General features: G+C 58.2%; 22 protein-coding genes. 15 read left to right on the top strand and 7 right to left on the bottom strand.

Going from position 1 to position 25,886, the window contains the following annotated elements:
- Positions 1 to 55 precede the first annotated feature (55 nt).
- Complete coding sequence (locus tag GKQ23_RS02235; RefSeq protein ID WP_212409665.1) at positions 56 to 2,428, bottom strand: membrane-bound PQQ-dependent dehydrogenase, glucose/quinate/shikimate family; 2,373 nt, start codon at positions 2,426 to 2,428, stop codon at positions 56 to 58.
- 70 nt (positions 2,429 to 2,498) lie between these two features.
- Between GKQ23_RS02235 and GKQ23_RS02240 the strand changes: the two genes are divergently transcribed.
- From GKQ23_RS02240 to GKQ23_RS02280, 9 genes are all read left to right on the top strand, one after another.
- A complete protein-coding gene (locus GKQ23_RS02240; protein ID WP_212409666.1) occupies positions 2,499 to 2,678 on the top strand; it encodes a hypothetical protein in 180 nt (59 codons plus the stop codon).
- Positions 2,679 to 2,896: 218 nt separating this feature from the next.
- On the top strand, positions 2,897 to 3,964 hold the full coding sequence (locus GKQ23_RS02245) for a LacI family DNA-binding transcriptional regulator (protein ID WP_212409667.1): 1,068 nt from the start codon (positions 2,897 to 2,899) through the stop codon (positions 3,962 to 3,964).
- Positions 3,965 to 4,416: 452 nt separating this feature from the next.
- Positions 4,417 to 5,127, top strand: coding sequence for a hypothetical protein (locus tag GKQ23_RS02250; protein ID WP_056232780.1), 711 nt, complete (start codon positions 4,417 to 4,419; stop codon positions 5,125 to 5,127).
- 404 nt (positions 5,128 to 5,531) lie between these two features.
- Positions 5,532 to 6,068 (top strand): fimbrial protein, encoded by a 537-nt coding sequence (locus tag GKQ23_RS02255; RefSeq protein ID WP_056232779.1) that lies wholly within the window; start codon positions 5,532 to 5,534, stop codon positions 6,066 to 6,068.
- A 51-nt stretch (positions 6,069 to 6,119) separates the two neighbouring features.
- Positions 6,120 to 6,803, top strand: coding sequence for a molecular chaperone (locus tag GKQ23_RS02260; protein ID WP_212409668.1), 684 nt, complete (start codon positions 6,120 to 6,122; stop codon positions 6,801 to 6,803).
- A gap of 45 nt (positions 6,804 to 6,848) precedes the next feature.
- Positions 6,849 to 9,434 carry a fimbria/pilus outer membrane usher protein gene (locus tag GKQ23_RS02265; RefSeq protein WP_212409669.1) on the top strand — a complete coding sequence of 862 codons (2,586 nt, stop codon included), beginning with the start codon at positions 6,849 to 6,851 and terminating at the stop codon, positions 9,432 to 9,434.
- Between the two features lie 14 nt (positions 9,435 to 9,448).
- Complete coding sequence (locus GKQ23_RS02270; RefSeq protein ID WP_212409670.1) at positions 9,449 to 10,519, top strand: fimbrial protein; 1,071 nt, start codon at positions 9,449 to 9,451, stop codon at positions 10,517 to 10,519.
- A gap of 66 nt (positions 10,520 to 10,585) precedes the next feature.
- Positions 10,586 to 11,296: an EAL domain-containing protein gene (locus GKQ23_RS02275; protein WP_212409671.1), complete on the top strand. Its 711-nt coding sequence runs from the start codon at positions 10,586 to 10,588 to the stop codon at positions 11,294 to 11,296.
- Positions 11,297 to 11,802: 506 nt separating this feature from the next.
- Positions 11,803 to 12,138 (top strand): type 1 fimbrial protein, encoded by a 336-nt coding sequence (locus GKQ23_RS02280; RefSeq protein WP_212409672.1) that lies wholly within the window; start codon positions 11,803 to 11,805, stop codon positions 12,136 to 12,138.
- Positions 12,139 to 12,200: 62 nt separating this feature from the next.
- Here GKQ23_RS02280 and gorA read toward each other — a convergent pair whose 3' ends face one another.
- A complete protein-coding gene (gene gorA / locus GKQ23_RS02285) occupies positions 12,201 to 13,553 on the bottom strand; it encodes a glutathione-disulfide reductase (protein ID WP_056232768.1) in 1,353 nt (450 codons plus the stop codon).
- A gap of 284 nt (positions 13,554 to 13,837) precedes the next feature.
- Here gorA and rnz point away from each other — a divergent pair, with 284 nt between their 5' ends.
- On the top strand, positions 13,838 to 14,752 hold the full coding sequence (rnz, locus tag GKQ23_RS02290; RefSeq protein WP_212409673.1) for a ribonuclease Z: 915 nt from the start codon (positions 13,838 to 13,840) through the stop codon (positions 14,750 to 14,752).
- Between the two features lie 148 nt (positions 14,753 to 14,900).
- Here the strand turns inward: rnz and GKQ23_RS02295 are convergent, their stop codons facing one another.
- Both GKQ23_RS02295 and GKQ23_RS02300 read right to left on the bottom strand, forming a co-directional pair.
- Positions 14,901 to 15,743 carry a 23S rRNA (adenine(2030)-N(6))-methyltransferase RlmJ gene (locus GKQ23_RS02295; protein ID WP_056232764.1) on the bottom strand — a complete coding sequence of 281 codons (843 nt, stop codon included), beginning with the start codon at positions 15,741 to 15,743 and terminating at the stop codon, positions 14,901 to 14,903.
- Positions 15,744 to 15,835: 92 nt separating this feature from the next.
- The gene (locus tag GKQ23_RS02300; protein WP_212409674.1) at positions 15,836 to 16,657 is read right to left on the bottom strand and encodes a CPBP family intramembrane glutamic endopeptidase; all 822 of its coding nucleotides are present in this window, start codon (positions 16,655 to 16,657) and stop codon (positions 15,836 to 15,838) included.
- A gap of 226 nt (positions 16,658 to 16,883) precedes the next feature.
- Here GKQ23_RS02300 and prlC point away from each other — a divergent pair, with 226 nt between their 5' ends.
- Together prlC and rsmJ are read left to right on the top strand one after the other, a co-directional pair.
- Positions 16,884 to 18,926 (top strand): oligopeptidase A, encoded by a 2,043-nt coding sequence (gene prlC / locus GKQ23_RS02305; RefSeq protein WP_056232760.1) that lies wholly within the window; start codon positions 16,884 to 16,886, stop codon positions 18,924 to 18,926.
- A gap of 4 nt (positions 18,927 to 18,930) precedes the next feature.
- A complete protein-coding gene (gene rsmJ, locus GKQ23_RS02310) occupies positions 18,931 to 19,686 on the top strand; it encodes a 16S rRNA (guanine(1516)-N(2))-methyltransferase RsmJ (protein ID WP_212409675.1) in 756 nt (251 codons plus the stop codon).
- Here the strand turns inward: rsmJ and uspA are convergent.
- Complete coding sequence (gene uspA / locus GKQ23_RS02315) at positions 19,683 to 20,120, bottom strand: universal stress protein UspA (RefSeq protein WP_056232756.1); 438 nt, start codon at positions 20,118 to 20,120, stop codon at positions 19,683 to 19,685. The two genes, rsmJ and uspA, sit on opposite strands and share 4 nt — an antisense overlap.
- A gap of 306 nt (positions 20,121 to 20,426) precedes the next feature.
- Between uspA and uspB the strand changes: the two genes are divergently transcribed.
- Positions 20,427 to 20,762, top strand: a complete 336-nt coding sequence (uspB, locus tag GKQ23_RS02320; protein ID WP_056232801.1) for a universal stress protein UspB — start codon at positions 20,427 to 20,429, stop codon at positions 20,760 to 20,762.
- Positions 20,763 to 20,870: 108 nt separating this feature from the next.
- Here the strand turns inward: uspB and pitA are convergent, their stop codons facing one another.
- Complete coding sequence (gene pitA, locus GKQ23_RS02325; RefSeq protein WP_146005502.1) at positions 20,871 to 22,370, bottom strand: inorganic phosphate transporter PitA; 1,500 nt, start codon at positions 22,368 to 22,370, stop codon at positions 20,871 to 20,873.
- A 243-nt stretch (positions 22,371 to 22,613) separates the two neighbouring features.
- Here pitA and GKQ23_RS02330 point away from each other — a divergent pair, with 243 nt between their 5' ends.
- Positions 22,614 to 23,798 (top strand): NAD(P)/FAD-dependent oxidoreductase, encoded by a 1,185-nt coding sequence (locus GKQ23_RS02330; RefSeq protein WP_212409676.1) that lies wholly within the window; start codon positions 22,614 to 22,616, stop codon positions 23,796 to 23,798.
- 115 nt (positions 23,799 to 23,913) lie between these two features.
- Positions 23,914 to 24,627: a GntR family transcriptional regulator gene (locus tag GKQ23_RS02335; protein WP_212409677.1), complete on the top strand. Its 714-nt coding sequence runs from the start codon at positions 23,914 to 23,916 to the stop codon at positions 24,625 to 24,627.
- Here the strand turns inward: GKQ23_RS02335 and GKQ23_RS02340 are convergent.
- Positions 24,624 to 25,823 carry an enolase C-terminal domain-like protein gene (locus GKQ23_RS02340; RefSeq protein ID WP_212409678.1) on the bottom strand — a complete coding sequence of 400 codons (1,200 nt, stop codon included), beginning with the start codon at positions 25,821 to 25,823 and terminating at the stop codon, positions 24,624 to 24,626. The two genes, GKQ23_RS02335 and GKQ23_RS02340, sit on opposite strands and share 4 nt — an antisense overlap.
- Positions 25,824 to 25,886: the final 63 nt, after the last annotated feature.

The following is a 25,886-nucleotide window of genomic DNA, read 5'->3' on the forward strand; positions in this document are numbered from 1 at the left end:
AAACAGGCCAGCATCAGCTGGCCTGTGACGTACAACGGATTGTGAACCTGAATCCTTACGGCAGCGCGTAAGCGATCACGTCATCACCGCGGTTATCGTTGGTGCCGGTACGGGTTGCGCCGCCGGCCACCACCACGATGTACTGCTTACCGTCTTCGCCGATATAGGTCATCGGTGCGCCCTGTCCACCCACCGGCAGACGGCCGCGCCACAGCTCTTTACCGGTGTTGTTATCCAGCGCGCGCACAAAGTTGTCCAGCGAGCCGTGGAAGAAGGTCAGGCCGCCTTTGGTGACCAGCGGGCCGCCCATGGTTGGCATACCCAGCGGGATTTCGAGACCCGGCGCCACGCCGTGGATTGGTGCATCTTTGATGGTGCCCATCGGTACCTGCCAGCGGGTTTTACCGGTCGCCAGGTCAATGGCAGTCATGGTACCAAACGGCGGTTTGAAGCACGGCACGCCCAGCGGTGACATAAACATGCCGCGTTCAACGCCCCACGGAGTGCCCAGCTGCTCGGAGTATTCGCCTTCGGTGGTCGCCTGCAGGCCGCGACGGTCGGCATCCTCACGTTTGATAAACTGGCCCCACTGCGCCATACGGATATCGTTAACGATCAGCGTGCCGGTTGACGGGTCAATCGCGCCGCCGCCCCAGTTAAAGCCGCCGTAGTAGCCCGGGTAGATCAGCGTGCGCTGCTTATCAGACAGCGGGGTAAATTCGCCTTCCCAGCGCATCTGTTTAAACTGCACGCGGCAGTAGAGCTGGTCGAAGATCGACGCGCCCCACATATCCGACTCTTTCAGCGCCGCGGTACCGACGGAGATGGCGGAGTACGGCTGGGTGGCGGCCACTTTCATGCCCGGCATCGCGTCGGTGGAGACCTTACGCTCTTCGACTTTGACCACCGGCTTACCGGTACGGCGGTCGAGCACGAACACCTGGCCACGCTTGGTCAGCTGGATCAGTACCGGCGTGATGCTGCCGTCTTTGCCCGGCATATCATAGAGGATCGGCTGGGAGGAGACGTCGTAGTCGAACTGATCCTGGTTGGCGGTGCGGAAGTGCCACACCTCTTTACCGGTCTTCAGCTCAACCGCCACGATCGAGTCGTTATACTCGTCAGAGTAGGCGTGACGGTTGCCGGTCCAGAAATCAGGCGTCTGGTTGCCGGTCGGGAAGTAGGCAATGCCCAGTCTGGCGTCATATGCTGCAGTACCCCAGAAGTTCGGCGTTTCAATCGGGTACGTCTCTCCCTCTGGCAGCGGGGTGCTGTCGGTTGCACCGCGCGATGCGTCCCACGCCCACACCAGTTTACCGCTGCGCGCGTCATAGCCGCGCACCACGCCGGAGGCTTCGCCTGTGGTCAGGTTGTCGTTCAGCTTGCCGCCGACCATCACGATACCGTCGGCCACCAGCGGTGCGGAGGTCAGATAGTAGGAGCCGTGCGCGCTGGCACCGAGGCCGTTCAGCAGGTTAACAAAGCCTTTATCACCGAAGCTTTCGTCAAGCTGGCCGGTTTCCGCATCCAGCGAGAAGATGCGGCCATCCACGGTGGTGCTGATAATGCGCTTGTTACCGGCGATGGATGGCGCGGTGCCGTCCTGCGGAGCCGCGCTCAGCTCGGTATACGCCACGCCACGGCAGCGTTTCCAGGTTTTGTTGCCTGAGGTCTCTTCGATTTTCGGATCGAAGCGCCACTTCTCTTTGCCGGTGACAGGATCGAGCGCCATCACCTTGTTCAGCGGCGTACAGACGTACATGGTGTTGCCGACCTTCAGCGGCGTGGTCTGGTATTCCGACCCGTTAACCGCCAGATCGCCGGTGTGGTAAGTCCAGGCCACCTTCAGGTCTTTCACGTTGGTGGTGTTGATCTGGTTAAACTGGGCAAAACGCTGGCCGCCGGTATTGCGGCCATACGCGCCCCAGTCGTTACCGCTGTCATCCGCCGCGGTTTTATCCAGCACCGGCAGCGGTTCACCGCTGGCTTCCACTTCCGCGTGCGGGCGGAACATGCCGGCAAAGATGGCCACAATGGCTACCAGCAGCGCCGCTGACAGGCCGCCTGCGGCCTTGCAGGCGATCGCCCGCGATCCATCTTTTTTACGCAGCAGCGGCGCGGACGCCGTTGCCAGTAGCGCCACCACCAGGAAGGTGACGGTACGCGGCACCAGCTGCCAGAAGTCGGTGCCGACTTCGCTAAACGCCCAGACCAGGCTGACCACTAACAGCAGCCAGGCAACCACCAGCGCCCAGCTGCGCTTTTTCATCAGGCCGAAGCCGGTGGCGGCCATCGCCAGGCCGGCGGGCAGATAGAACCACGCGCCGCCGAGCGCGATCAGATACGCGCCGCCGCCGGCCAGCGCCAGGCCCATCAGCAGCAGAAGCGCGCCGATGAGAGTAACCACAATATTACTGCTGTTTTTCATGATAACTATTTTCCATGCTAAGCGATTTCCCGTGTCGGGAGGTGATTGAAAACGACCATTGCTACGAAAAATGAAATTTATTTATCTTTGTTATGGTTTTGATGCGAAAAATCTTTCGCTTCATGCACACAATCTTTTTTTTAACAATCTGCCTAATCACCTGTTTTCAAATCAAAAAATTCACGCAATAAAAGTATGGCTTTATGCGAATTTAGGGTTTTTAAAACAGTGGGTTGCAGAACAAATGTGAGCGGGATCGAATATTATCTGACTTTGCTACCGTTGGCAAAGGAGTTTGCCAACGGTAGCAAAATAAAACATCGCAGCAACATCATGTTGCGAGATAGTGTGGTGGCACGAGCGAAAAACGGAGGTGCACCACACATTCGCTACGGCAACCTGTTGAGATGCGGTGGGATCCTTTATTCTGAGCACATGACTTCAGCATCCCGGACCCATTGGTAAGCCATGACAAACAACAGCGTAAAAGAGAAGCAGGCGCAAAAATCCACCGCCAGCGATGTGGCCGAACTGGCCGGGGTTTCGAAATGGACGGTGTTACGTGCGTTCAAATCCGGAGCATCCATTTCACCTGAAGCCCGTGAGCTGGTGATGAACGCCGCCAACAAACTGGGCTTCCGCCCTAACCTGCTGGCGCGCGGCTTAAAGCAGCGCAAAACCAACATTATTGGCGTGGTCACCGATGAGTTCAGCAATCCGCATACCCTGAAGATGCTGCAGGAAACCACCCGCCAGCTAAACGAACGCGGCTATATGGCGCTGCTGCTCAACGTCGACTCCGGCGAAGATTATCAGTCGGTGATGCAGATGGCCGGGCAGATGCAGGTAGACGGGCTGCTGTTCCTCGCCACTATTTTCAGCGATGAGCTGATTACCACGGCGGAGACGCTGCACCATATTCCGTCGATCCACGTCTGCCGCAGTACCAATAATGCCGATGTGGAAGCGATCAGCGTCGATGGTTTCACGGCAGGAACGGAGATCGCCAGGCTGCTGCTTGGTCAGGGCTATCAGCGTTTTGGCTACCTGAAGGGGCTGAACAATGCGACCACCGAGCTGATGCGTCTGGAGGGGTACGTGGCCTGTCTGGAAGAGGCGGGGCAGTCGCTGCATAAGGTGCTGGAAGCCGGCCATTACGATCGCGATCTGGCTTATAAGGTCACGCTTGAGTACCTGAAGAAAACCCGCGGCGCGGATCGCATCGACGCGCTGTTCTGTGAGAACGACGTGCTGGCCTTTGGAGCCATGCAGGCGATCCGCGACTTTGGCCAGGGAACGCATATCGGCGTGGTCGGTTTTGATGACGTGGCCGAAGCGCACTTCCCGGCGTGGCACCTGACCACCTGGGCGCAGCGCAGCGATCTGCAGATTGCCGAAGCGCTGAACCGCCTGCTGGAAAACCGTGCCGACGACAGCGGCGCGTGGCGGCGCGGGGAGCTGAAGTTGCGCCACTCCCATCTGGGTAAAGGCGTGCTGCCGGACATCGCCCAGTGTGGTTGTGCCAGCCGACACTGAGAACAACCTGCCCCTGGCTGACCACGCCGCCTGGGGCAGATCATCTGTCTCCGCCCCTGCCATCGTCACAGCGACAGTCATCGCCCACAATATTATCATCACCAGAGACACCGCTACCCTGGCAGTGACTGCCCTCGTCACCCGCCCCTGGCAGGGAGGATGACCTCTTCCTGATGACCGTGTCGCGTCGCGGGCTGAGTTTGCCAAGGGGGTACCCGTGAGTAGCAGGTCATATTACCTTCCCGCCATATTAATGCTATCTTCTGCTGCACTAAGGCCGAACGGACAGATTCCGTGCCTGGTAAAAACGCTGTGATGTTATTACAATACGCCCCCTGATTTTTCAGTTTTATAGTGGCGGGGGCTGTTTATCATCTGTCATTGTAACAGCGCGACCGGTCTGCAAAGACACAGCATATAATTCCAATTACATAAAGGGACAATGCGTCCAGATGACAACGTTATCGTATAAGGAAATTAAAAAAACTGACCGCTATGAAATTCTGGCGCTGTTGCGTGAAGCCATGAAAAAAAGCGGCAGCGTTGAATTCCTCGTTCAGGGTCGCACCCTGAGCTGCCAGTTCCTGCACATTGATACCCAGGTTTTTAGTATCAGCCGGATGGAGGAGTTGCAGTCGGTGACTATGCCGGTTGAGGTGGTAATTAAAGGCAGCAGTGAGAAAATCGCTTTTACTACCTTCCAGATCGTGGAGAAAGAAGCGCCGGACTCTCTGACGTTTAATTTCCCGGCGGAAATTATTGTGACCCAGCGCCGCAGTGATATCCGCATAACAATACCGGAACGTTATAATTTCATCTGCGAGGGGCGTTTCCGCGACGGTTTCAGTCACCGACTGCGGGTGAAAGATCTGTCACGCAATGGCATCGGTTTACAGTATGAAGAAGCGTTACCGGAGCTGACGCGGGCGGGCATGCTGCTGAAAAATATGCTGGTCGATTTTGGCAACCTTGGCCAGTTCACCATGGATCTCACCGTATTGAGCATTAAAGAGATTACCGAACTTAGCCCGGAAAATCGCGAACACAGCTATCACATTTTCTCCTGCGCGTTCCACAAGCCCGCCAGCGGCTTCCTGCGTAAAATGGAAGAAACGGTGATGGGCATCATGCTGGAAGAGAAGCGGATGCGCCGTCTGCGCTAATCCGTAGTGCAGTGAACTTCAGACTTTCCCTCAACATCCTGCAGCGTTGTTTACTCTTTAACCGCCCGTTTATGCCGCCAGGCGTAAATGGGTGGGCCTGTTCTGCATCATTTTAAAAAAAATAAACTCAAATATTTACTTTTTCTGCACTTTCCTGACAAAGCGAGTTGTTAATAATCAATGACTTACGTTGTTTGATAGATTTTTCCTGTTAATCTTTATGGTTAATGAATTTTAACCAATATATAAGTCAAATCCGACAGGATATATTCCGCTTCGAAATCAGAGTATTCCTACTCTCCCATCTGCAGCCTCTGGTAAAAAACAGAATGAACGCGTGGTGGAAAAAAATGGAATTCTCAAAATAAATCAATCATCTAAGCGTTGTTTTTCTGGAGATAAAAATGAAAAAAATCCTGTTATCTGTGGCTGCAGCAGCCATCGCTCTGACCGCAGTAAACGCACAGGCTGCTAACGGCACCGTTGCTTTCACCGGCCAGATTGTTAAAGCGACCTGTACAGTTGATAACGACAGCAAAAACCAGAGCGTGTTCATCGGTAAATACCCGACTACCGCGTTCAGCGCCGCCGGTGACGTGACCGCCTCTAAAGCGTTCAACATCAAGCTCGTTAACTGTGACACCGGTTCTTACAGCCTGCGTTTTGACGGCCCGACTCTGGCTGGCTACCCGAACCTGCTGGCCGTAAGCGCAGCGACCGGCGTGGGTATCGAGATTCTGTCTAACGACGAGAAAATCATCCCAATCAACCAGACTGCATCCACCACTGCACTGGCTGCTATCACCAACACCGCAGCGTCAGGTTCTACTGCTAACGGCACCGCGACTTTCAACCTGAAAGCGCGTTACAAGTCGACTACCGCTAACGTGACTGAAGGCGCGGCAAACGCCAGCTCTACCTTCACCATCGAATACAACTAATTAGTTAAACTGTGCTGCCAGGGATGGCGCACATTAAGAAGAGTTGAACGCATGAAAAAATTACTGGCCGCCGCCCTGTGCTGTGTTTCTCTGAGTGCCGCTGCAGGTATTCAGGTTGATGCAACCCGCGTGATTTACAACGGCGATAGCAAGTCGGCTTCACTGGATATCCATAACGACCAGAACGACACCTATATGGTGCAGACCTGGCTGGATCACGGTGACGCGACCAAAATGCCGAAAGATATCCCGATTCAGGTGGTACCACCGGTGTTAAAACTGGCCGGTAAAAAAGAAGCCGTACTGCGCTTTATTTATTCAGGTAACGGGCTGCCGCAGGATCGCGAGTCGGTATTCTGGGTTAACGTGCAGGAAATTCCGCCGGCACCAAAAGAAGAAAACGTACTGCAAATTGCCGTGCGCACGCGAATTAAGTTGTTCTACCGCCCGGCCGGCCTGAATACCACCCTGCAGCAGCAGGCTGAGGCGCTGAAATGGCACCGTCAGGGTAGCCAGCTGGTGGTGGATAATCCGGGGCCGCTTAATGTCACCCTGGGAACCATTACGATTAAAAACAGTGCGGGCAAAGAAGAGAAGGTTAACGCAGAAATGGTTAAAGCATTCAGTAATGCGACGATCAAACTGCCGGCCGGCACTGAAAACAGTAAGCAGTTTACTTTCACCTTTATCAATGATTTTGGTGGCAACACCCAGGTGAAAGATATCCGTCTGTAATTGACGGAGCCATGATTTGCATTTATCGCATCGGATGAGAAGATTATGTTTTATTCAGCGGGCAGGGAAAAAGCAGGTCGCCAGGGAACGCGCAAGTTTCCCCTGAAGCGCGCGCTGGTGTCCACGCTGCTGCTGCTGAAATTCTCTCCGACGCTGGCAGAAGAACAGTTCAATACCTCATTCATTCACGGCGATGCCTCCAGCGTTGCCGCGCTGTCCGCCAGTGATGATATTCTGCCTGGCAGCTATCCGTTTGATATTTATGTCAACGCTGAGCGAGTCGATCATAAAGACGTCGAGTTTCGTAAAACCGATCCGGCTAAACCGATTCAGGTGTGCATCCCGGTAAAAGATTACCTGGCCTACGGCATTGAGCTGCAAAAGCTGAGTGGCGATCCGGCGGACTGTTTTGACCTGCCGGCCCATCTGCAGGGTGCCAGCGTGACCTATGACGCGGCCATCCAGAAAGTGGATATCTCGGTTCCGCAGATTTTCATGATCCCGACGCCAAAAGGGGCGATCTCATCGCGCCTGTATGACGACGGTATCAACGCCGCCTTTATCAATTACAACTTCAGCGGTTCTAAAAATCGCACGAAAAACAGCGGCGACAGCGATTATCTCTACACCTCCACCCAGAATGGCCTGAACCTTGGCCGCTGGCGGCTGCGCAATAATTCAAACTGGCAGAAACAGAGCGAAGGCCCCGGTAAGCTGACCTCGGTCGCCACCTGGGCGGAAACCGATATCGTACCCTGGCGCTCCAGGGTGCAGCTCGGGCAGCGCAGCACCAGCAACGCGGTGTTTGACAGCTTCCAGTTCCGTGGCGTGCAGCTGTTCAGCGTGCCGGAAATTCTGCCGGACAGCCTGCGTGGCTATGCACCGGTGGTTCGCGGCGTGGCTCGCACCAATGCACGGGTGGAGATCCGCCAGAACGGCTATACCGTTTACAGCACTAACGTCGCCCCCGGCCCATTTGAGCTGAGCGATATCTACCCCAGTACCCTGAGCGGTAACCTGGCGGTGACGGTGTTTGAGGCGGACGGTTCAAAACAGAACTTTATCGTGCCGTTCTCGTCGATCAGCAACATGCTGCGCGCCGGCATCTGGGAATACGCGCTGACCGCCGGTAAATATCAGGACGGCAGCGGAAACAGCTACCAGCCGCGCTTTATTCAGGGCACGGTTTCCCGTGGTATGGGCGGTGACTACACGCCGTACGGCGGGCTGCTGGTGGCGGATCACTACCGTTCGGCGGTACTCGGCGTGGGTAAAAGCCTCGGCATGTTCGGTGCGGCATCGTTCGATACCGCCTGGTCTGATACCGAGCTGGCCAGCGGCGACCGCAAGCAGGGGGCCAGCTTCCGCTTCCTCTACTCCAAGTCGCTGAACGCCATGGGCACCGAGCTGCAGATCGCCGGTTACCGCTACTCTACGTCCGGCTACTATGACTTCAGCGATGCGGTCACCGAGCGTGCCAGCTATGAGAACGGCCAGTACCGCAATGAGTATGATGACACCACGGCGAGCAGCGACGGCACGCCATCCTGGGCAAATACCACTAAAAATTATTATTATTCCGATCGTTACAACAACAAGCGTCAGCGCGTTGAGCTGACGGTCAGCCAGCATCTTGGCCCGGTTTCGCTCTATTCAACGCTGACCAACCAGACTTACTGGGGCAGCGGCAATCGCGACCGTACCCTGCAGGTCGGGCTGAACAGCATGTACAAAGACGTCAGCTATGGCCTGTTTGTCCAGGACAGCCGCAGTAACTATGGCCAGAAAGATCGCACCATGAACTTCACGCTGTCGGTGCCGTTTACCGTCTTTGGCCAGAAGCCGGTGACTGCCAGCCTCAACATGGCGCACAGCAAGCAGAGCGGCGACAGCTACAGCACCGGCATGGGCGGTTCGCTGCTGGATGACAACCGCCTGAACTACTACCTGCAGACCGGCCATGCGGAGAACGGCGGGCAGACCACCATGGCCGACGTGGGCTATATGGGCAGCATGGGTAACGCGCAGGTGGGGTACAGCTGGAATGAGAACTACAGCCAGAGCTCGCTGAACCTGAGCGGCGGCGTGCTGGCGCACCGCGGCGGCGTAACTCTGTCGCAGCCGATGCAGAACACCATTGTGCTGGTGGAAGCCAGAGATGCCAAAGGCGTGCGGCTGGAAAACCAGCCTGGCGTCGCCGTTGACCGCTTTGGTTACGCGGTGATGACCTCGGCCACCGCTTACCGTCATAACCGCGTGGCGCTCAACACCGAAGATATCGGTGCCGGGCTGGATATTCCGCTGGCAGCAAGAGACGTGGTGCCGACTTACGGTGCCATCAGCCGGGTGACCTTTGAAACCCGCACCGGGCAGAGCTTATTGCTGCACCTGAAAATCGCCGAAGGTAACTATCCGGCAATCGGGGCTACGGTGTTTAACGATGCGGGTGCCAATATCGGTACCGTGGGAACCACCGGTACGGCTTATGTCTCCGGCGTGAGTGAACATCAGCATCTGCAGGTAAAATGGGGCGAGGGTGCCGGGTCTGCCTGTGAAGTGGTCCTGCCTGGCTTTAAGGATCTGAACGCGGCGGGTTATCAGGAACTCAGTCTGGCTTGTACGCCAAAATAATAAGGATACGCTTGATGTTTTTGCACGCTTTTCGCGGCGTAAAGGTGGCCGGTTACACGCTGCTGGCGCTGGTACTGAGCCTGTTTTCACTCAACAGTTACGCTTTGTCCTGCAAAGATGCCTCTACCGGTTCGATCTCTGAGGTCATTACCCTCAACCAGGCGATAGAGGTTTCCACCGCTAACCTGACGGCGGGCACCGTGCTGTGGCGTTCGCCGGTCTATAACTCCACCTTTAAGTGCGAGGATACCAACGGCTATCCGAGTGGTGAGAACGCCTATCTCTACTGGGATCCGTTGACGCAGATGCAGAGCATCGATCCCTCTATTGAGGTGGGTGTCACCTACAACAGTATTGATATTAAACCGACGGCGGGAACCAAAACCGACGTGGGCAGAGGGACTGTATGTAACTATGGCTGGTACAGAAATAATTATGGTTACTGGGTGCAGGGCTGCATGTCACCTGCCACGCCTCAGACAGTTAAGGTCAGTTACTCGATTTATATCAAAGCCACCGGCAAATCCGCACCGTCCAGCGGTAAGATTACCAATACCGGACAGTACCCGGTCTTCCAGGTGGATGGCGTTCTGGGGCTGAACAGCACGCCAAACAGTAACTTCCGCGCCTACATCGCCGGGCTGGGCAATATCCGCTTTATCTCCTGCTCGCCGCAGATCAGCGTCTCGGGCAACAGCGGTTCGACGGTGAACTTTGGCACCATCGCCTCCGGCAGAGCCCAGGCGGGCGTCACCGAGAAGCAGGTGCCGTTCTCGGTGGTGGCTAACCTGACCGGTGCCGGCCAGGATTGCCAGGGTAAAACGCTGGTGGCCAGCTTCAGTACCACCTATCCGACCAGCGGTACTGATATGATCATGCCTGCCAGCGACAGCGGATTTGGTATTTCGATCTCCACCGCCGATGCGCCAGCCAGTTTTATTCCGCTGAATACCAGCACTTCACTGGGTTATGTGAACGGGAGTGTGGTACAAAATAACTTTGTGGCCAGCCTGCGTTGGCTCAACAATTCGCCAAAAATAGGGACCTTCAATGCGTCGGCAAATGTGGACGTTACCTTTAAGTAGTGGCGCTAATGGTTCTGTCACAGGTGCGGCCTGCAGATGTGCCCGACCATGACATTTTCGGGCGAAATGCTGGAACCTGTGCCCCAGCCGGCGATTAAATACGTATTTCATCCGATGTTCAGCGCGCACGGTAAGCTGCTGGCCTTTGAGTGTTTGTCGCGCTTCAGCGCGGCACCGGTCAATGACAGTAACTTCGTCGAGCGCTATTTTTTGCATGCCAGCGCGGAAGAGCGCAACGCGATCCTGCTGGCGCAGATTGAACTGATCGAGGCGCACCAGCAGTGGTTTAACGATCGCGGCATTATCGTCACCCTTAACGTGGATGACCACACGCTCAGCCTGCTGGAGCAGAGCGAGGTGATGGACCGCATCAAGCAGATCGGCTGCATCCACTTTGAAGTCCACGAACTCTCTTCGCGCCTGTTCCGCCACCACAAGCTGCACAGCCTGCTCTCCAGCCACTACTCCCTGTGGCTGGATGACTTCGGTAACGGTATTGCCGAGATGAATATGCTGTCGGCCTACGCCTTCCGCTTTATCAAAATTGATAAGCACGTGTTCTGGAAATACTGGCAGGACGAACAGGGGCAGGCACGGCTGGCCTCACTGCTCGATGAGCTGCAGCAGAACCAGTTTAAGGTCGTGATTGAAGGGATTGAAACCATCGCCCAGCGCCAGTGGCTGGAAGATATGCCTTATTATGCGCTGCAGGGGCGGCTGTGGTGTGAAATGAGCATGGAAGAGCTGAAAGAACTGCCCGCCGTTAATGATGCCTGACCCGCCGTTATTTTAATCCTGCACATCTCCCTGTCTGTCCGGCGCGAGTCTCTCCCGCCGGATTTTTTATTTCCGCTCTGCTGAAATATCCACCGTTTGACACGTCGTGTCGGCGAGACGCCACCGTATCCGCTATTCCCCTGCTCGCCACCCTGCCGCGAAAACGCAGACGGAATAGTTACCCTATGCCAGATAAATTCATTTTTATCCTGTAAATGCCATTTCAGCGATCGATATCGTGTAATTGATAGATTTAAACATCAGACTTTTTGCTCTTAGTGTGTTTCGGAGTGTTCTTATTTCTGTGTATGCTGATATCAACAAGAGGTGATGTGGCAACAGGAGCGTCAGGGGGGCAAAGTAAACCCGCTGACCCGCGATAAAAAAGCGGTCTGACTACACACCCAATCAGTTACCGGTTTAACGGAATAAGCCCCTGATTTTTAAGTTTTTCTAAAGTCAGGATCGGTAGCAACGTCGCAAAGCGGATGTCGGGAGAGAAACTTATGACTGGTAAAAAAATGATGGTTTGCGGTAAATCTGTTTTGCTGGCAATGCTGCTGGCGGCAGGCGTGCAGGGCAGTGCATCAGCCAGCGAAAGTTTCGGCATCGGCGGCGGCCAGGTCAATTTTAGCGGCCAGATTTATCAGCCGGCCTGCCGGATCCAGGTCAGCCAGGCCAACGTGACCAGCGAATGTGCGGAGCAGGGTAAATTCCGTCAGCGGGCGCTTAACGTCTCCACTACCAGGGCGCTGGCCTTTAACGATAACCGCACCGAAGCGCAGCTGGCCTGGCTGAACGCTGAAAAACGCGAAGGCATTCTGACCGTCAGCTACCGGTAAAAAGGCAGAAAAAAACCCTGAAGCGACGATCGCTGCAGGGTTTTGTTATTCAGGATGGGCGCTTAGCGCATGGTGACAAACTCTTCCGCACCGGTCGGGTGGATCGCCACGGTGTTGTCGAAGTCTTTCTTGGTAGCACCCATCTTCAGCGCCACCGCAAAGCCCTGCAGCATCTCATCCATGCCGTAACCGATGCCGTGGATGCCAACAATCTTCTCATCCGCACCGACGCAAACCAGCTTCATGCGGCACGGCTGGCGGTGCTGGGTCACGGCGGTGTACATGGCGGTGAACGCCGATTTATACACTTTCACCTGGTCGTCACCAAACTTCTCGCGCGCTTCCGGCTCGGTCAGGCCAACGGTGCCGATCGGCGGGTGGCTGAACACCACGGTCGGTACGTTGCTGTAGTCGAGGTGTTCGTCCGGCTTGTTGTTAAACAGGCGCTCGGAGAGGCGACGGCCTGCTGCCACCGCGACCGGCGTCAGCTCCACCGCACCGGTGTTATCGCCGACGGCGTAAACGCCCTCAACGCTGGTGTTCTGGTATTTATCGACGCTGATATAGCCTTTTTCGTTCAGCTTCACGCCAGCGGCTTCGATGTTCAGGTTATCGGTCATCGGCTCGCGGCCAATCGCCCAGATCAGGCTGTCGACGGTCTGTTCGCGGCCATCTTCCAGCTGCAGGGTCAGGCTGCCGTCGGCGTTTTTCACCACCGCTTTTGGAACGGCTTCGGTGTGCAGCGTCGGGCCTTCGGTATTGATCACCTCCAGCAGCGTGTCGACGATCAGCGGATCGAAACTGCGCAGCGGCGCGTGCTTGCGCACGAACAGATGTGTTTCAGAACCCAGCGCGTTCAGTACTCCGGCGATCTCAATGGCAATATAGCCCGCGCCGACCACCGCGGTGCGTTCCGGCATCGCCTTAAGATCGAAGAAGCCGTCGGAATCGATACCGTATTCGGCACCCGGGATGTCTGGGTGGCTCGGACGGCCGCCGGTGGCGATCAGGATATGGTCAGCGGTAATTTTCTCGCCGTTCACTTCCACGGTGTGGGCGTCCACAAAGCGCGCGTAGCCTTTGATCACGTCCACCTTATTTTTACCCAGCACGTTGTCGTAAGAGGTGTGGATGCGGTCGATATAGGCGCTGCGGTTCTTCAGCAGCGTGTCCCAGTTGAACTGATTAACGGTGGTGTCGAAGCCGTAGTCGGGGCCGTAGTGGTTGATCGCTTCGGCGATCTGCGCCGCATGCCACATCACTTTCTTCGGCACGCAGCCGACGTTGACGCAGGTGCCGCCCAGATCTTTTGCTTCAATCAGCGCACACTTTTGTCCATACATCGCCGCACGGTTAATCGAGGCGATACCGCCGCTGCCGCCACCAATGGCGAGGTAGTCATAATGTCGGGTCATGGTCAGGCTTCCGTTAAATGAGTGAAATCAGCTGGCAGAGAGTGTAACGCCTCCCGACCCATTGCCGCAAAGTTTGCACCTATGATTGTGATAGGGCGGGTGGGTGGATTAAGGAGAGTCGCCATGCTGCCGACTGCTGTACGGCTGGAATGGCAGCGGAAAATGCGTCAGCGGGAGTGGCCCCGGCAGCGTAAATAGCTGGCGCGCGTCGGGTTGAGCGGGAAAATGCTATCATCAGGCCATTATGCCTGTTAACGGCATCGCTAATCAGGAGAGTGAAGGGGATGGAACTGCAATTTTTAGGCACCGGCGCGGGCACCCCGGGCCGTGAACGCAACGTCACCAGCATCGCACTGAATGTACAGGGAGCCCGTAGCGCCACCTGGCTGTTCGACTGCGGTGAGGCGACCCAGCACCAGATCCTGCGCACGGCGATCAGCCCGGCGAAGATCGAGAAGATCTTTATCACCCACCTGCACGGCGATCATGTTTTTGGCCTGCCGGGGCTGCTGACCAGCCGTTCGATGACGGGTAACACCGGACCGCTGACGCTGTATGGTCCGCAGGGGATTAAGACCTTTGTTGAAACCAGCCTGAGCCTGAGCGGATCGTGGCTGACCTTCCCGCTTTCGATCGTCGAAATCACCGCCGGAGAGGTGTGCAACGACGAACATTTCCGCGTCACCGCCTACCCAATGACCCATCCTGTAGAGTGCTATGGCTACCGCATTGACGAGCACGATAAGCCCGGCGCACTGGACGCGGAACGCCTGAAGGCGGACGGCGTGCCCGCCGGCCCGTGGTACTACGATCTGAAGCAGGGGCGCACGGTGATCCTCGACGACGGGCGGGCAATTAACGGCTGGGACTACGTGGGGCAGGCGACCAGAGGCCGTAGCCTGGCGATCTTTGGTGACACCGCACCGACGCCAGCGGCAGCGGAACTGGCCGCCGGGGTGGCTGTGATGGTGCACGAAGCCACGCTGGAGCTGGCGATGCAGGAGAAAGCTAACGGGCGCGGGCACTCGTCAACGGTGCAGGCGGCTGAGGTGGCGCGCGCGAGCGGCGCTAAACGGCTGATCGTTACCCACCTCAGCTCCCGCTATCTGCGCCACGACTGTGAGCGGCTGCTCGACGAGTGCCGGGCGGTGTTTCCGGCCACCGAGATGGCGCATGACTTTGCCGTGTTTACCGTGTAACCATCACGGCATCAGCGGCATCAGCGGCATACGGGCATCAGTAGCATCCGGGCATCACCGGCGATAACCGCTACGTGGTCCTTTGCCGCAGGCAGCGCAGGCAGCGCCGCAAGCGCACAGGTCGGCCAGCATCTGCCCGCCAGACGGTTTACTCCGGCACGATCCAGCTGACCTTGCCAAACCCGGTGCCGCCCGGCACCAGGGTTTTCACCAGCCATGGCAGCACGTTGTTCATCTGCTGTTCCAGCTTCCACGGCGGGTTGATGACCACCATGCCGGAGGCGGTCATGCCGCGACGGTCGCTGTCCGGCAGCACGCCCAGTTCAATCTGCAGGATGCGGCGAATGCCGGTAGCTTCCAGGTCTTTAAACATGCGCTTGATCTGCTGGCGCATCACCACCGGATACCACAGCGCAAATACGCCGGTACCAAAACGCTTGTAGCCTTCATGAATGCCCTGCACCACCGCCTGGTAATCGCTCTTCATTTCGTACGGCGGGTCGATGAGGATCAGGCCACGGCGTGACGGTGGCGGCAGCTTGGATTTCAGCTGCTGGTAGCCGTCAGCGCGGTCGGTGCGGGCGCGATCGTCCTTCTGAAACTCGTTACGCAGCAGCGGGAAGTCGCTCGGGTGCAGCTCGGTCAGCTGCAGTTTGTCATCTTCGCGCAGCAGGTGACGGGCGATCAGCGGCGAGCCCGGATAGTAGCGCAGCTTGCCGCCCGGGTTATAGTTCTTCACCGCGCTGATGTACGGCTTCATCTCTTCCGGCAGGTCGTCCTGCTGCCAGATGCGCGCGATCCCTTCCAGGTACTCGCCGGTGCGTTCCGCATGCTCACCGCTGAGCAGATAGCGCCCGGCACCGGCGTGGGTGTCGAGATAGAGATAGGGTTTATCCTTCTCATTCAGCGCGCTGATAATCAGGCTCTGTACGGTGTGTTTAAGAACGTCGGCATGGTTGCCGGCATGGAAACTGTGGCGATAACTGAGCATGTGCTGGGAAGTCCTGCGGGGTAAACGAGCGTGCCGCCAGCGTGGCGGCACAGGTTGCGCGTAGTATAACCAAAAAAACGCAGAAAAGCGCGTCAGCCCGCCCGTTGCCAGACCGGGTAAGTGAAGAACAGCAGGTGCAGCAGATTAAAGGCGAAGTGCACCAGCGTGCTGACCCACAGCCGCCCGCTCCACAGCCACGCCAGGCCATAGATAATGCCGGTAAGGAAGGCAAAGAACACCAGCAGCAGCCCGCCTGCAAAGTGCGCAAGGCCAAACAGGGCGGCGGCAATCAGCAGCGCCTGTTTATTCCCCAGCAGCTGGCTGAGCCGCTGCTGGATATAGCCGCGAAACAGCGCCTCTTCGGCCAGCGAGACGAAGAACAGATTAGCCAGCATAAAGGCACCCAGCCACTCAGGCCAGTGGGGTTCGACCCGCAGCCCGCCTGCCAGGGTGGCGGCCAGCAGCAGCAGCGGCATCGCTAACAGCAGTACCAGCCACCACAGCGCATTCGCGGGGGGGCACGACGGCCGCTTCAGCAGGGTTGGCAGGCACGCCAGCAGCAGAAACGGGATCAGGGCTTTGTCGAGATTATAGTAAAACGAGAAGGGCGCACTCTGCGGCCCGGCCTGTACCCCGGAGACCACCAGAGCGTTATTAAAGCCGGGGATCATATGCAGCATCAGCGCCACGCTGCCCACCACCAGCAGGATCTCACCGGGCAGCGCAAACTGGGTTCGCTGGCGGTGACCGCCACACCACAGCGCCACGCCGCCCAGTACCAGCAGCGCCACCATCGCCGGGGGGAGCAGCACGTGGCTGAAAACCGCGACCACCAGTGCCACCGCCAGCAGCACCAGCGCGCTGCTGAGGTGGAACGGCAGAAAGAATAAAGAGAGAGCCAGCACATACCACATTACACGTTTCCCTGTTGGTTTTATGGCGTTACAAAACGCAGCAGTATGCAATTTGTACTCTGAACAGGCAAAGCCGAAAGTGCGCACTTTAAGGTCATTAAGTCGCCGGGCTGTCGTTGAATCACCGCGCCACGCGCCACCGGCATTGATTTTCCTCAGCGATGGCCCCATGTTAAAAGGATTGTGCGCGCTAACGCACCCCATACACCGACTAAAGGACTGCGCTATGACCAATCCGTTACTCTCCGCCTTTACGCTGCCGCCTTTCTCCGCCATCCAACCCGAACACGTGGTTCCTGCCGTCAGCCAGGCGCTGGACGAGTGCCGCGCGGCGGTGGAAAAAGTCGTGGCGCAGGGCGCGCCCTACAGCTGGGATAACCTGGTGCAGCCGCTGGCAGAAGTAGACGATCGTTTAAGCCGTCTTTTCTCACCGGTCAGCCATCTGAACTCGGTTAAAAACAGCCCGGAGCTGCGTCAGGCCTATGAGCAGACGCTGCCGCTGCTGTCCGAGTACAGCACCTGGGTCGGCCAGCATGAGGGGCTCTACCAGGCTTACCGTTCGCTGAAAGAGGGGGCCGCTTATGCCGGGCTGGACCTCGCACAGCAGAAAGCGGTGGATAACGCCCTGCGTGATTTCGAGTTGTCCGGTATCGGCCTGTCGAAAGAGAAGCAGCAGCGCTACGGCGAAATCGCCGCACGCCTGTCTGAGCTGGGGTCGACCTACAGCAACAACGTGCTGGATGCGACCATGGGCTGGAGCAAGCTGATTACCGACGAGAGCGAGCTGGCCGGCCTGCCGGAAAGCGCGCTGGCTGCGGCCAGAGCCCAGGCGGAAGCCAAAGAGCAGGACGGCTGGCTGTTAACGCTGGATATCCCAAGCTATCTGCCGGTAATGACCTATGCCGACAACGCCGCGCTGCGCGAAGAGCTGTACCGTGCTTACTCCACCCGCGCTTCAGACCAGGGCCCGAACGCCGGTAAGTGGGACAACAGCGAAGTGATGGCGGAAGAGCTGGCGCTGCGCCATGAGCTGGCCCAGCTGCTGGGCTTTAAGTCGTTCGCCGATAAATCGCTGGCCACCAAAATGGCTGAAAACCCGGAGCAGGTGATCGACTTCCTTACCGGTCTGGCGACCCGTGCCCGCCCGCAGGGCGAGCAGGAGCTGGCGCAGCTGCGCGCCTTCGCGAAACAACAGCACGGCGTTGACGATCTGAATCCGTGGGATCTGACCTACTACGGTGAAAAACAGAAGCAGCACCTGTACACCATCAGCGACGAACAGCTGCGCCCTTACTTCCCGGAAGCGCGCGCGCTGAGCGGCCTGTTTGAAGTGGTGAAACGCATCTACGGCATCACCGCCAGCGAGCGTAAAGACGTTGATGTGTATCATCCGGACGTGCGCTTCTTCGACCTGTTTGACGAGAGCGGCGAGCTGCGCGGCAGCTTCTACCTCGACCTCTACGCCCGCGAGCACAAGCGCGGCGGCGCGTGGATGGACGACTGCGTCAGCCAGATGCGCAAAGCCGACGGCAGCCTGCAGAAGCCGGTTGCCTACCTGACCTGTAACTTTAACCGCCCGCTGAACGGTAAGCCGGCGCTGTTCACCCATAACGAAGTCACCACCCTGTTCCACGAGTTCGGCCACGGCCTGCACCATATGCTGACCCGCATTGAAACCCCGGGCGTTTCCGGCATCAGCGGCGTGCCGTGGGATGCGGTGGAACTGCCGAGCCAGTTTATGGAAAACTGGTGCTGGGAGCCGGAAGCGCTGGCGTTTATCTCCGGCCACTATGAGACCGGCGAGCCGTTGCCGCAGGAGCTGCTGGATAAGATGCTGGCGGCGAAGAACTACCAGGCGGCGCTGTTTATCCTGCGTCAGCTGGAGTTCGGCCTGTTCGACTTCCGCATCCACACCGAGTTTGACCCGGCGAAAGGGGCACGTATCCTGGAAACGCTGCGCGAAGTGAAAAAGCAGGTGGCGGTGGTACCGGGGCCGGAGTGGGGCCGTTTCCCGCACGCCTTCAGCCACGTGTTTGCCGGCGGCTATGCGGCGGGTTACTACAGCTACCTGTGGGCGGACGTGCTGGCGGCCGACGCTTACTCACGTTTCGAGGAGGAGGGCATCTTCAACCGCGAAACCGGCCAGTCGTTCCTCGACAACATCCTGACCCGCGGTGGTTCAGAAGAGCCGATGGAGCTGTTCAAACGCTTCCGTGGCCGCGAGCCGCAGCTGGACGCGATGCTGGAACATTACGGCATCAAGGGCTAGTTGAGTGAACATCTATTTATCAGATGAAACGGGCGCCGGAGACGGCGCCTTATCTGTTCTGGCGGAACGCTGGCAGCTGGTGCATGACGACAACAGCCTGATGGCGCTGGTGCTGACCGCAGAGCATCTTGAACTGCGCAAGCGCGATGAACCAAAGCTGGGCGGCATCTTCGTCGATTTCGTCGACGGCGCAATGGCGCACCGGCGTAAGTTTGGCGGCGGGCGCGGCGAGGCGGTGGCGAAAGCCGTCGGCATCAAAAGCGGTTATCTGCCGGACGTGGTCGATGCGACCGCCGGGCTGGGGCGCGACGCCTTCGTGCTGGCGGCGATCGGCTGCCGGGTGCGCATGCTGGAGCGTAATCCGGTGGTCGCCGCGCTGCTCGACGACGGTTTACGCCGCGGCTACGCCGATCCGGAGATCGGCCCGTGGCTGCGCGAACGGCTGACGCTGCTGCACGCCTCCAGCCTGCAGGCGCTGACCGATATCACGCCGCCGCCGGACGCGGTGTATCTCGATCCGATGTATCCGCATAAGCAGAAAAGCGCGCTGGTTAAGAAGGAGATGCGGGTGTTTCAGTCGCTGGTCGGGCCGGATGAGGATGCCGACGGGCTGCTGGAGCCGGCGCGTCGGCTGGCGAAAAAGCGGGTGGTGGTGAAGCGGCCGGACTACGCGCCGCCGCTGGCCGGGGTGGCAACGCCAAACGCGGTGACCACCAAGAGCCACCGTTTTGATATCTATGCGCCGCTCGGCGGCGATTAATCTTCTTCTTCGTCGCGCAGCGGCACGATCAGCATATCGATGTGCACGGTGTTGATCAGCTGGCGCGCCGACGACATCAGCTTGCTCCAGAAATCCTGATGGTGCCCGCAGACCACCAGATCGACATCATACTTTTTAATCGCATCGACCAGCACCTGGCCAAGATCGCCGCTGCCGCTGAGGGTTTCACTCACCGGGTAGCCGGCGCTGGTGGAGAGCTCGGTCAGCGCGGTGTGGGTTTCCTGCGAAATACGCTTCTGCATATCGCCGAGGTTAACGTCAATCAGGCCGGTATAGAGGTCGGAATAGTTGACGTCGACGTGGATCAGCGAAACTTTTGCGTTATAAGGGCGCGCCATGGAGACTGCTTTATCAACCAGCAGTTTGCTTTCCGGCGACAGATCGACCGCGATCAGAATGTGTTTATATGACATATGAAGACTCCTTTTCACTGAAATTATGCCTTGAGTATAGCTAACTTCCCCGGCGCGGGGTGAGGTCTGGTGCACCCTTTTCGCAGGCCGCCATCATGAATTTTCCTCCCGTTACCGGCGGATGTGATAAACAGCAGTGGAAATAAATTAGCCCAATCTTCTACACTGATTACATGCCCCCGCTCACCGGGCGTCGTGGCGTCAGGGTTATTAATCTTACCTGAATCAATTACAGGGTTGGCGAACCCGCGCGGTATGAAGCGGCTTGCCCGTGTTCAGTGGCCGCGACAGGGCCGGGAGGGGATGATGATCAGCACCGTTGCGTTATTCTGGGCTCTTTGCATTATCTGCGTGGTGAACATGGCTCGTTACTACTCGTCGCTGCGGGCGCTGCTGGTGGTGCTGCGCGGCTGCGATCCGTTGCTCTATCAGTACGTTGACGGCGGCGGCTTCTTTACCGCCCACGGGCAACCCAGCAAGCAGGTGCGGCTGGTGCGCTATATCTGGGCGCAGCGCTACCTTGACCATCACGACGACGAGTTTATCCGCCGCTGCCAGCGGGTGCGCGGCCAGTTCGTGCTGACCAGTTCGCTGTGCGCCATCGTGGCGATCAGCCTGGTCGGGCTGGCCATCTGGCATTAGCCCGGCGGGTGACCGACGAAAAAAAAGCAGACCGAAGTCTGCTTTTATCTGTAAGTCTGGCGGCGGTAGCACGGCGCTCGCTGCGTCGTGCTACCGCGTTTAACGCGATCAAATCAGCTTCAGCGCCACCCAGTAGAGTGAACCCGAAAGCAGAATCGAGATCGGCAGGGTAAACACCCACGCCAGCAGGATGCTGCGGATGGTTTTGCCCTGCACGCCGCCGCCGTCAACCACCATGGTGCCCGCCACGGAGGAGGAGAGCACGTGGGTGGTGGAGACCGGCATACCGGTATAACTGGCAACGCCAATCGATACCGCTGCGGTCATCTGCGCCGACATGCCCTGCGCATAGGTCATGCCGTTTTTACCGATCTTCTCACCGATGGTGGTGGCAACACGACGCCAGCCAACCATGGTGCCCAGCGACAGCGCCAGCGCCACGGCGAGAATAATCCACACCGGGGCATACTCAACGGTATTCAGCAGGTCGCCCTTCAGCTTGTTGAGGAAGCGTTTCTCATCAGCCGGGGTTTCCGGCAGCTTAGCGGCTTTCTCAGCGGTATCAGAGATGCACATCAGCAGGCGACGCAGCTGGCTGCGCTGGTCGACGTTAAGCGCATCATAGCTGGACAGATTGTTCAGCAGCCCCTGCGCGCGCTGGATGGCCGGCAGTGCCCGCGCCGCATCACAGTGGAAATCATGCGGCCCTGAGCGTACCTCTTCCGGCGTCGGCAGCGCCGGTGGTGCCATCTGAATGATATGGGTCAGCGAGGCGGCGTTCTGCTGGTAATACTGCTCCAGATGGTTGACCGCATCCCGGGTACGGGTGATGTCATAACCGGTGGAGTTCATATTCACCACGAAGCCCGCCGGAGCCACGCCGATCAGCACCAGCATAATCAGACCAATGCCTTTCTGACCGTCGTTAGCGCCGTGCGAATAGCTGACGCCAATCGCCGACACGATCAGCGCGATACGCGTCCAGAACGGCGGCTTTTTCTTGCCGTCGATCTTTTCCCGCTCGGCCGGGGTCATATGAATACGCTGACGCTTGATGCTGCCGCTCCAGAAACGACGCAGCAGATACACCAGGCCGCCGGCGACCACCAGGCCAACGATCGGCGAGATAATCAGCGACATAAAGATGCCGATCATTTTCGGTACGTTCAGCGCATCCACCACCGAGGTGCCGGTCAGCAGCGCGTTGGTCAGGCCGATACCGATAATGGCACCAATCAGGGTATGGGAGCTGGAGGCCGGTAACCCAAAATACCAGGTACCGAGATTCCAGATAATAGCAGCCAGCAGCATGGAAAAGACCATCGCCAGCCCGTGGGCCGATCCAACGTTAAGCAGCAGATCGGTGGGCAGCAGATGGACGATCGCGTAAGCCACGCTTAAGCCGCCCAACAGTACCCCGAAGAAGTTAAATACCCCGGCCATCACCACCGCTAACTGCGATCGCATTGCTCGGGTATAGATAACGGTTGCCACCGCGTTGGCCGTGTCGTGGAAGCCGTTAATCGCTTCGTAGACCAGCACAAACAGCAGAGCAAGAACCAGTAACAGGCCGGTATGGAAATCAAGACCAGCAAACAGATGTAGCATAAGCGTTACGCCATTTTGGAGGACATGAACGCGGCGCATTATCTGCGACAACCCGTGCCGGGGGAAAGGGAAATATAGACTTTTTTTGACATTACTCTGTCAGTTGTGTGACAGCTTGCGATGAAATCGCTGTCAAATCACTAAGTTACAAATTGTTACCGCCGCCTTTTTACCCGGAAGCTGGTATCGCCGCCGTCAACTCACTACAATCAGCGTTTTTAGCGGTTTTGGCCGGGGTGAGCAGTGGAAAAGTTTGACGTGATCGTGATTGGTGCCGGTGCGGCCGGGATGTTCTGCGCCGCACAGGCGGGTCAGAAAGGGCGTCGCGTACTGCTGCTGGATAACGGTAAAAAGGCCGGGCGCAAAATCCTGATGTCCGGCGGCGGCCGCTGTAACTTTACCAATCTCTACACCGAACCGGCGGCCTATCTCTCTGCTAACCCGCATTTCTGCAAGTCGGCGCTGGCGCGTTACACCCAGTGGGACTTTATCGATCTGATCAACCGCCACGGCATCGCCTGGCACGAAAAGACCCTCGGCCAGCTGTTCTGTGACGACTCGGCGCAGCAGGTGGTCGATCTGCTGCTGAAGGAGTGCGAGGCGGGCAACGTCAGCGTGCGCCTGCGCAGCGAGGTGCTGGCGGTGACCCGTGATGACGCCGGTTATACCCTGCAGCTGAACGGCGCGGAGGTGCGGGCGGAGAAGCTGGTGATCGCCAGCGGCGGCCTGTCGATGCCGGGGCTGGGCGCATCACCGTTTGGCTATAAAATAGCCGAGCAGTTTGGCCTGAAGGTGCTGCCCACCCGCGCAGGCCTGGTGCCGTTTACCCTGCACAAGCCGCTGCTGGAACAGCTGCAAATTCTCTCCGGCGTGTCGGTGCCGTCGGTGATGACCGCCGAAGACGGCACGGTATTTAAAGAGGCGCTGCTGTTCACCCACCGCGGCCTCTCCGGGCCGGCGGTGCTGCAGCTCTCCAGCTACTGGCTGCCCGGCGAATTTGTCACCATCGACCTGTCGCCGCAGCAGAGCCTCGACGCCTTTATCAATGAAGAGCGCAGCCAGCACCCGAATCTTAGCCTGAAAAACAGCCTGGCGAAAATCCTGCCCAAACGACTGGTCGAGTGCCTGCAGCAGCTCGGCACGCTGCCGGAGTGTACCCTGAAACAGCTGAACAGCCGCCAGCAGGCGGAGCTGGCCGGCACCCTGCACCAGTGGCGGGTGCAGCCGAACGGCACCGAGGGCTACCGCACCGCCGAAGTGACGCTGGGCGGCGTTGATACCAGCCAGCTCTCCTCCAAAACCATGGAGGCGCGCGACGTGCCGGGGCTGTACTTTATCGGCGAAGTGGTGGACGTCACCGGCTGGCTGGGCGGCTATAACTTCCAGTGGGCGTGGAGCTCGGCCTGGGCGTGTGCGCAGGCGCTGTAACGACCAGAAAATCATCTGCTGTAGCGTTCTGACGCTCACTAACAGCCTGCCCAGGCCACGCCTGTAGCAGACTGATTGTGCCAGCACCGTCACGCCATCACCGGAGATCGTCACCATGAAGAAGCGGGATTTTATTACCCAGGATCTGCTGAGTAAGATTTATCAGGCGGCTCCTGGCCCGCTGCATAAGCTCCCCGGCGAGCGGGAGCTGGCGGAAGAGTATGGCGTCTCGCGCCATACGGTGCGCGCCGCGCTGAAGAAGCTGGTCAGCATCGGCATTATCCGGGTGGTACAGGGCTCGGGTATTTTTGTCAGCGAAAACGCCCGCAGCAATCCGCTGGTCTATAACTCAATTACGGAAAAGCGCTTCGATCAGATGCGCTACCGCCTGCTCAGCCTGCACAAGCGCCTGCCGGATAAAGATCAGCAGCAGGTGTTTGGCATCGGTGAAAATGAGTGGCTGTGGTACTTCTGCCGCCTGCGCTACGTGGACGAGCGCTGCACGCAAATTGAGACTTCAAGCCTGCCGCTTTCCCGTTTCCCGGACCTGACCCAGCAGGTGACTGAAAGCTCACTACAGCAGTATGCGATTGCCAGAGGCGACACCCTGTCGCACTTCCTCACCCATTATCAGGCGGTAGCGGTGGATAAAGCGCAGGCCGCGCTGCTGGGCTGCAGGCGCGGTGCACCGGCGATGAAGATCACCAACCGGGGGATACTGGCCGGAGGCGATGTGTGGATCCTGAGCGAGGTTATCGATATCCACTATGAATGTACCTGGGTTGCCCCGTTCAATGCCGATAACCTGCGTTTTCGCCGCGGCGATTAAGGCGTGTGCATCGCCCCGCCGGGCAGTCGGCTTTGCGTCCACTCATGTGCACGATAGCAGCCGGGGAAGCGCGCCAGCGCGGCTTCATCGACGCGGATGCCGATGCCGGGACGATCGATGGGGTAGAGATAGCCACCTGCGGCCTGAGGCGTGTCCGGGAACACCGCCAGGGTACTGGCCTGCGCCGGAATAAACTCCTGAATTGCGGCGTTGTGCAGGTGGATATTAAGGTGGGTATTCACCGCCACGGCCACCGGCGTCATATCCGGCGGGCCGTGCCAGGCAAGGCGCACGCCGAACGCCTGGCAGAGCACCGCCAGCTTCAGCGCCGGGGTGATGCCGCCAATCTGCGACACGTGGCAGCGGATAAAATCAATCTGGCGGTTGACGATCAGATCGTGCCACTCGGCGGGATTGTTAAACAGCTCCCCCAGCGCCAGCGGCACGCTGCTGTGCGCGCGGATCTGCGATAGCCAGCCGCTCTGCTGCGGCGAAACGATATCCTCCAGGAACCAGGGCTGATAAGGCTCCAGCGCTTTAGCCAGCTGAATCGCCTGCTGCGGGAACAGCCGCTCATGCACGTCGTGCAGGATGTGGAAGCGCTGGCCGTATTTCTCCCGTAGCGCTTTGAACATGGCGACGGTGTTGGCCATATACTCGTCCTGATCGTAGTAAGCCCCCGGGGTGGGTTCGCGGGTCTGATGTAAATTCTGCGGCGTACCACCGTAGAAACCGAGCTGGCAGCGGATGTAGCGATGGCCCTGCTCCAGCAGCGCGTCGATCTGCGGGTAGAGCGCATCGAGGCTTTCACCGGCGGCGTGGCTGTAGACGGCTATCGCATCCCGCGCTTTACCGCCAAACAACTGATAGAGCGGCATCTGCGCCAGCTGGCCTTTGATGTCCCACAGCGCCATATCCACCCCGGCGATGGCGTTATTCATCACCGGTCCATTTCGCCAGTAGGCGTTGACCTGCATCATCTGCCACAGGTCTTCGATGGCATTCGCGTCGCGGCCGATCAGCAACGGCTTCAGGTATTCATCCACCATGGTTTTCACCGCCAGCGGCCGCTGCTGGAACGTGGCGCAGCCGTAACCGACGACATTCTTGTCGGTGGTGACTTTTACCAGCACCAGGTTATGGCGGTCCGGTCGGGTGATAAAACATTCAACATCGGTGATGCGTGTCGGGGTCATGGTTGCTCCTGGCGGCTGACGAAACGCGAATTACTGCGGCTATTATTCCCGCGCTTCTTAACC

It is taken from the genome of Erwinia sp. E602, assembly GCF_018141005.1.
Classification (GTDB): Bacteria; Pseudomonadota; Gammaproteobacteria; order Enterobacterales; family Enterobacteriaceae; genus Erwinia.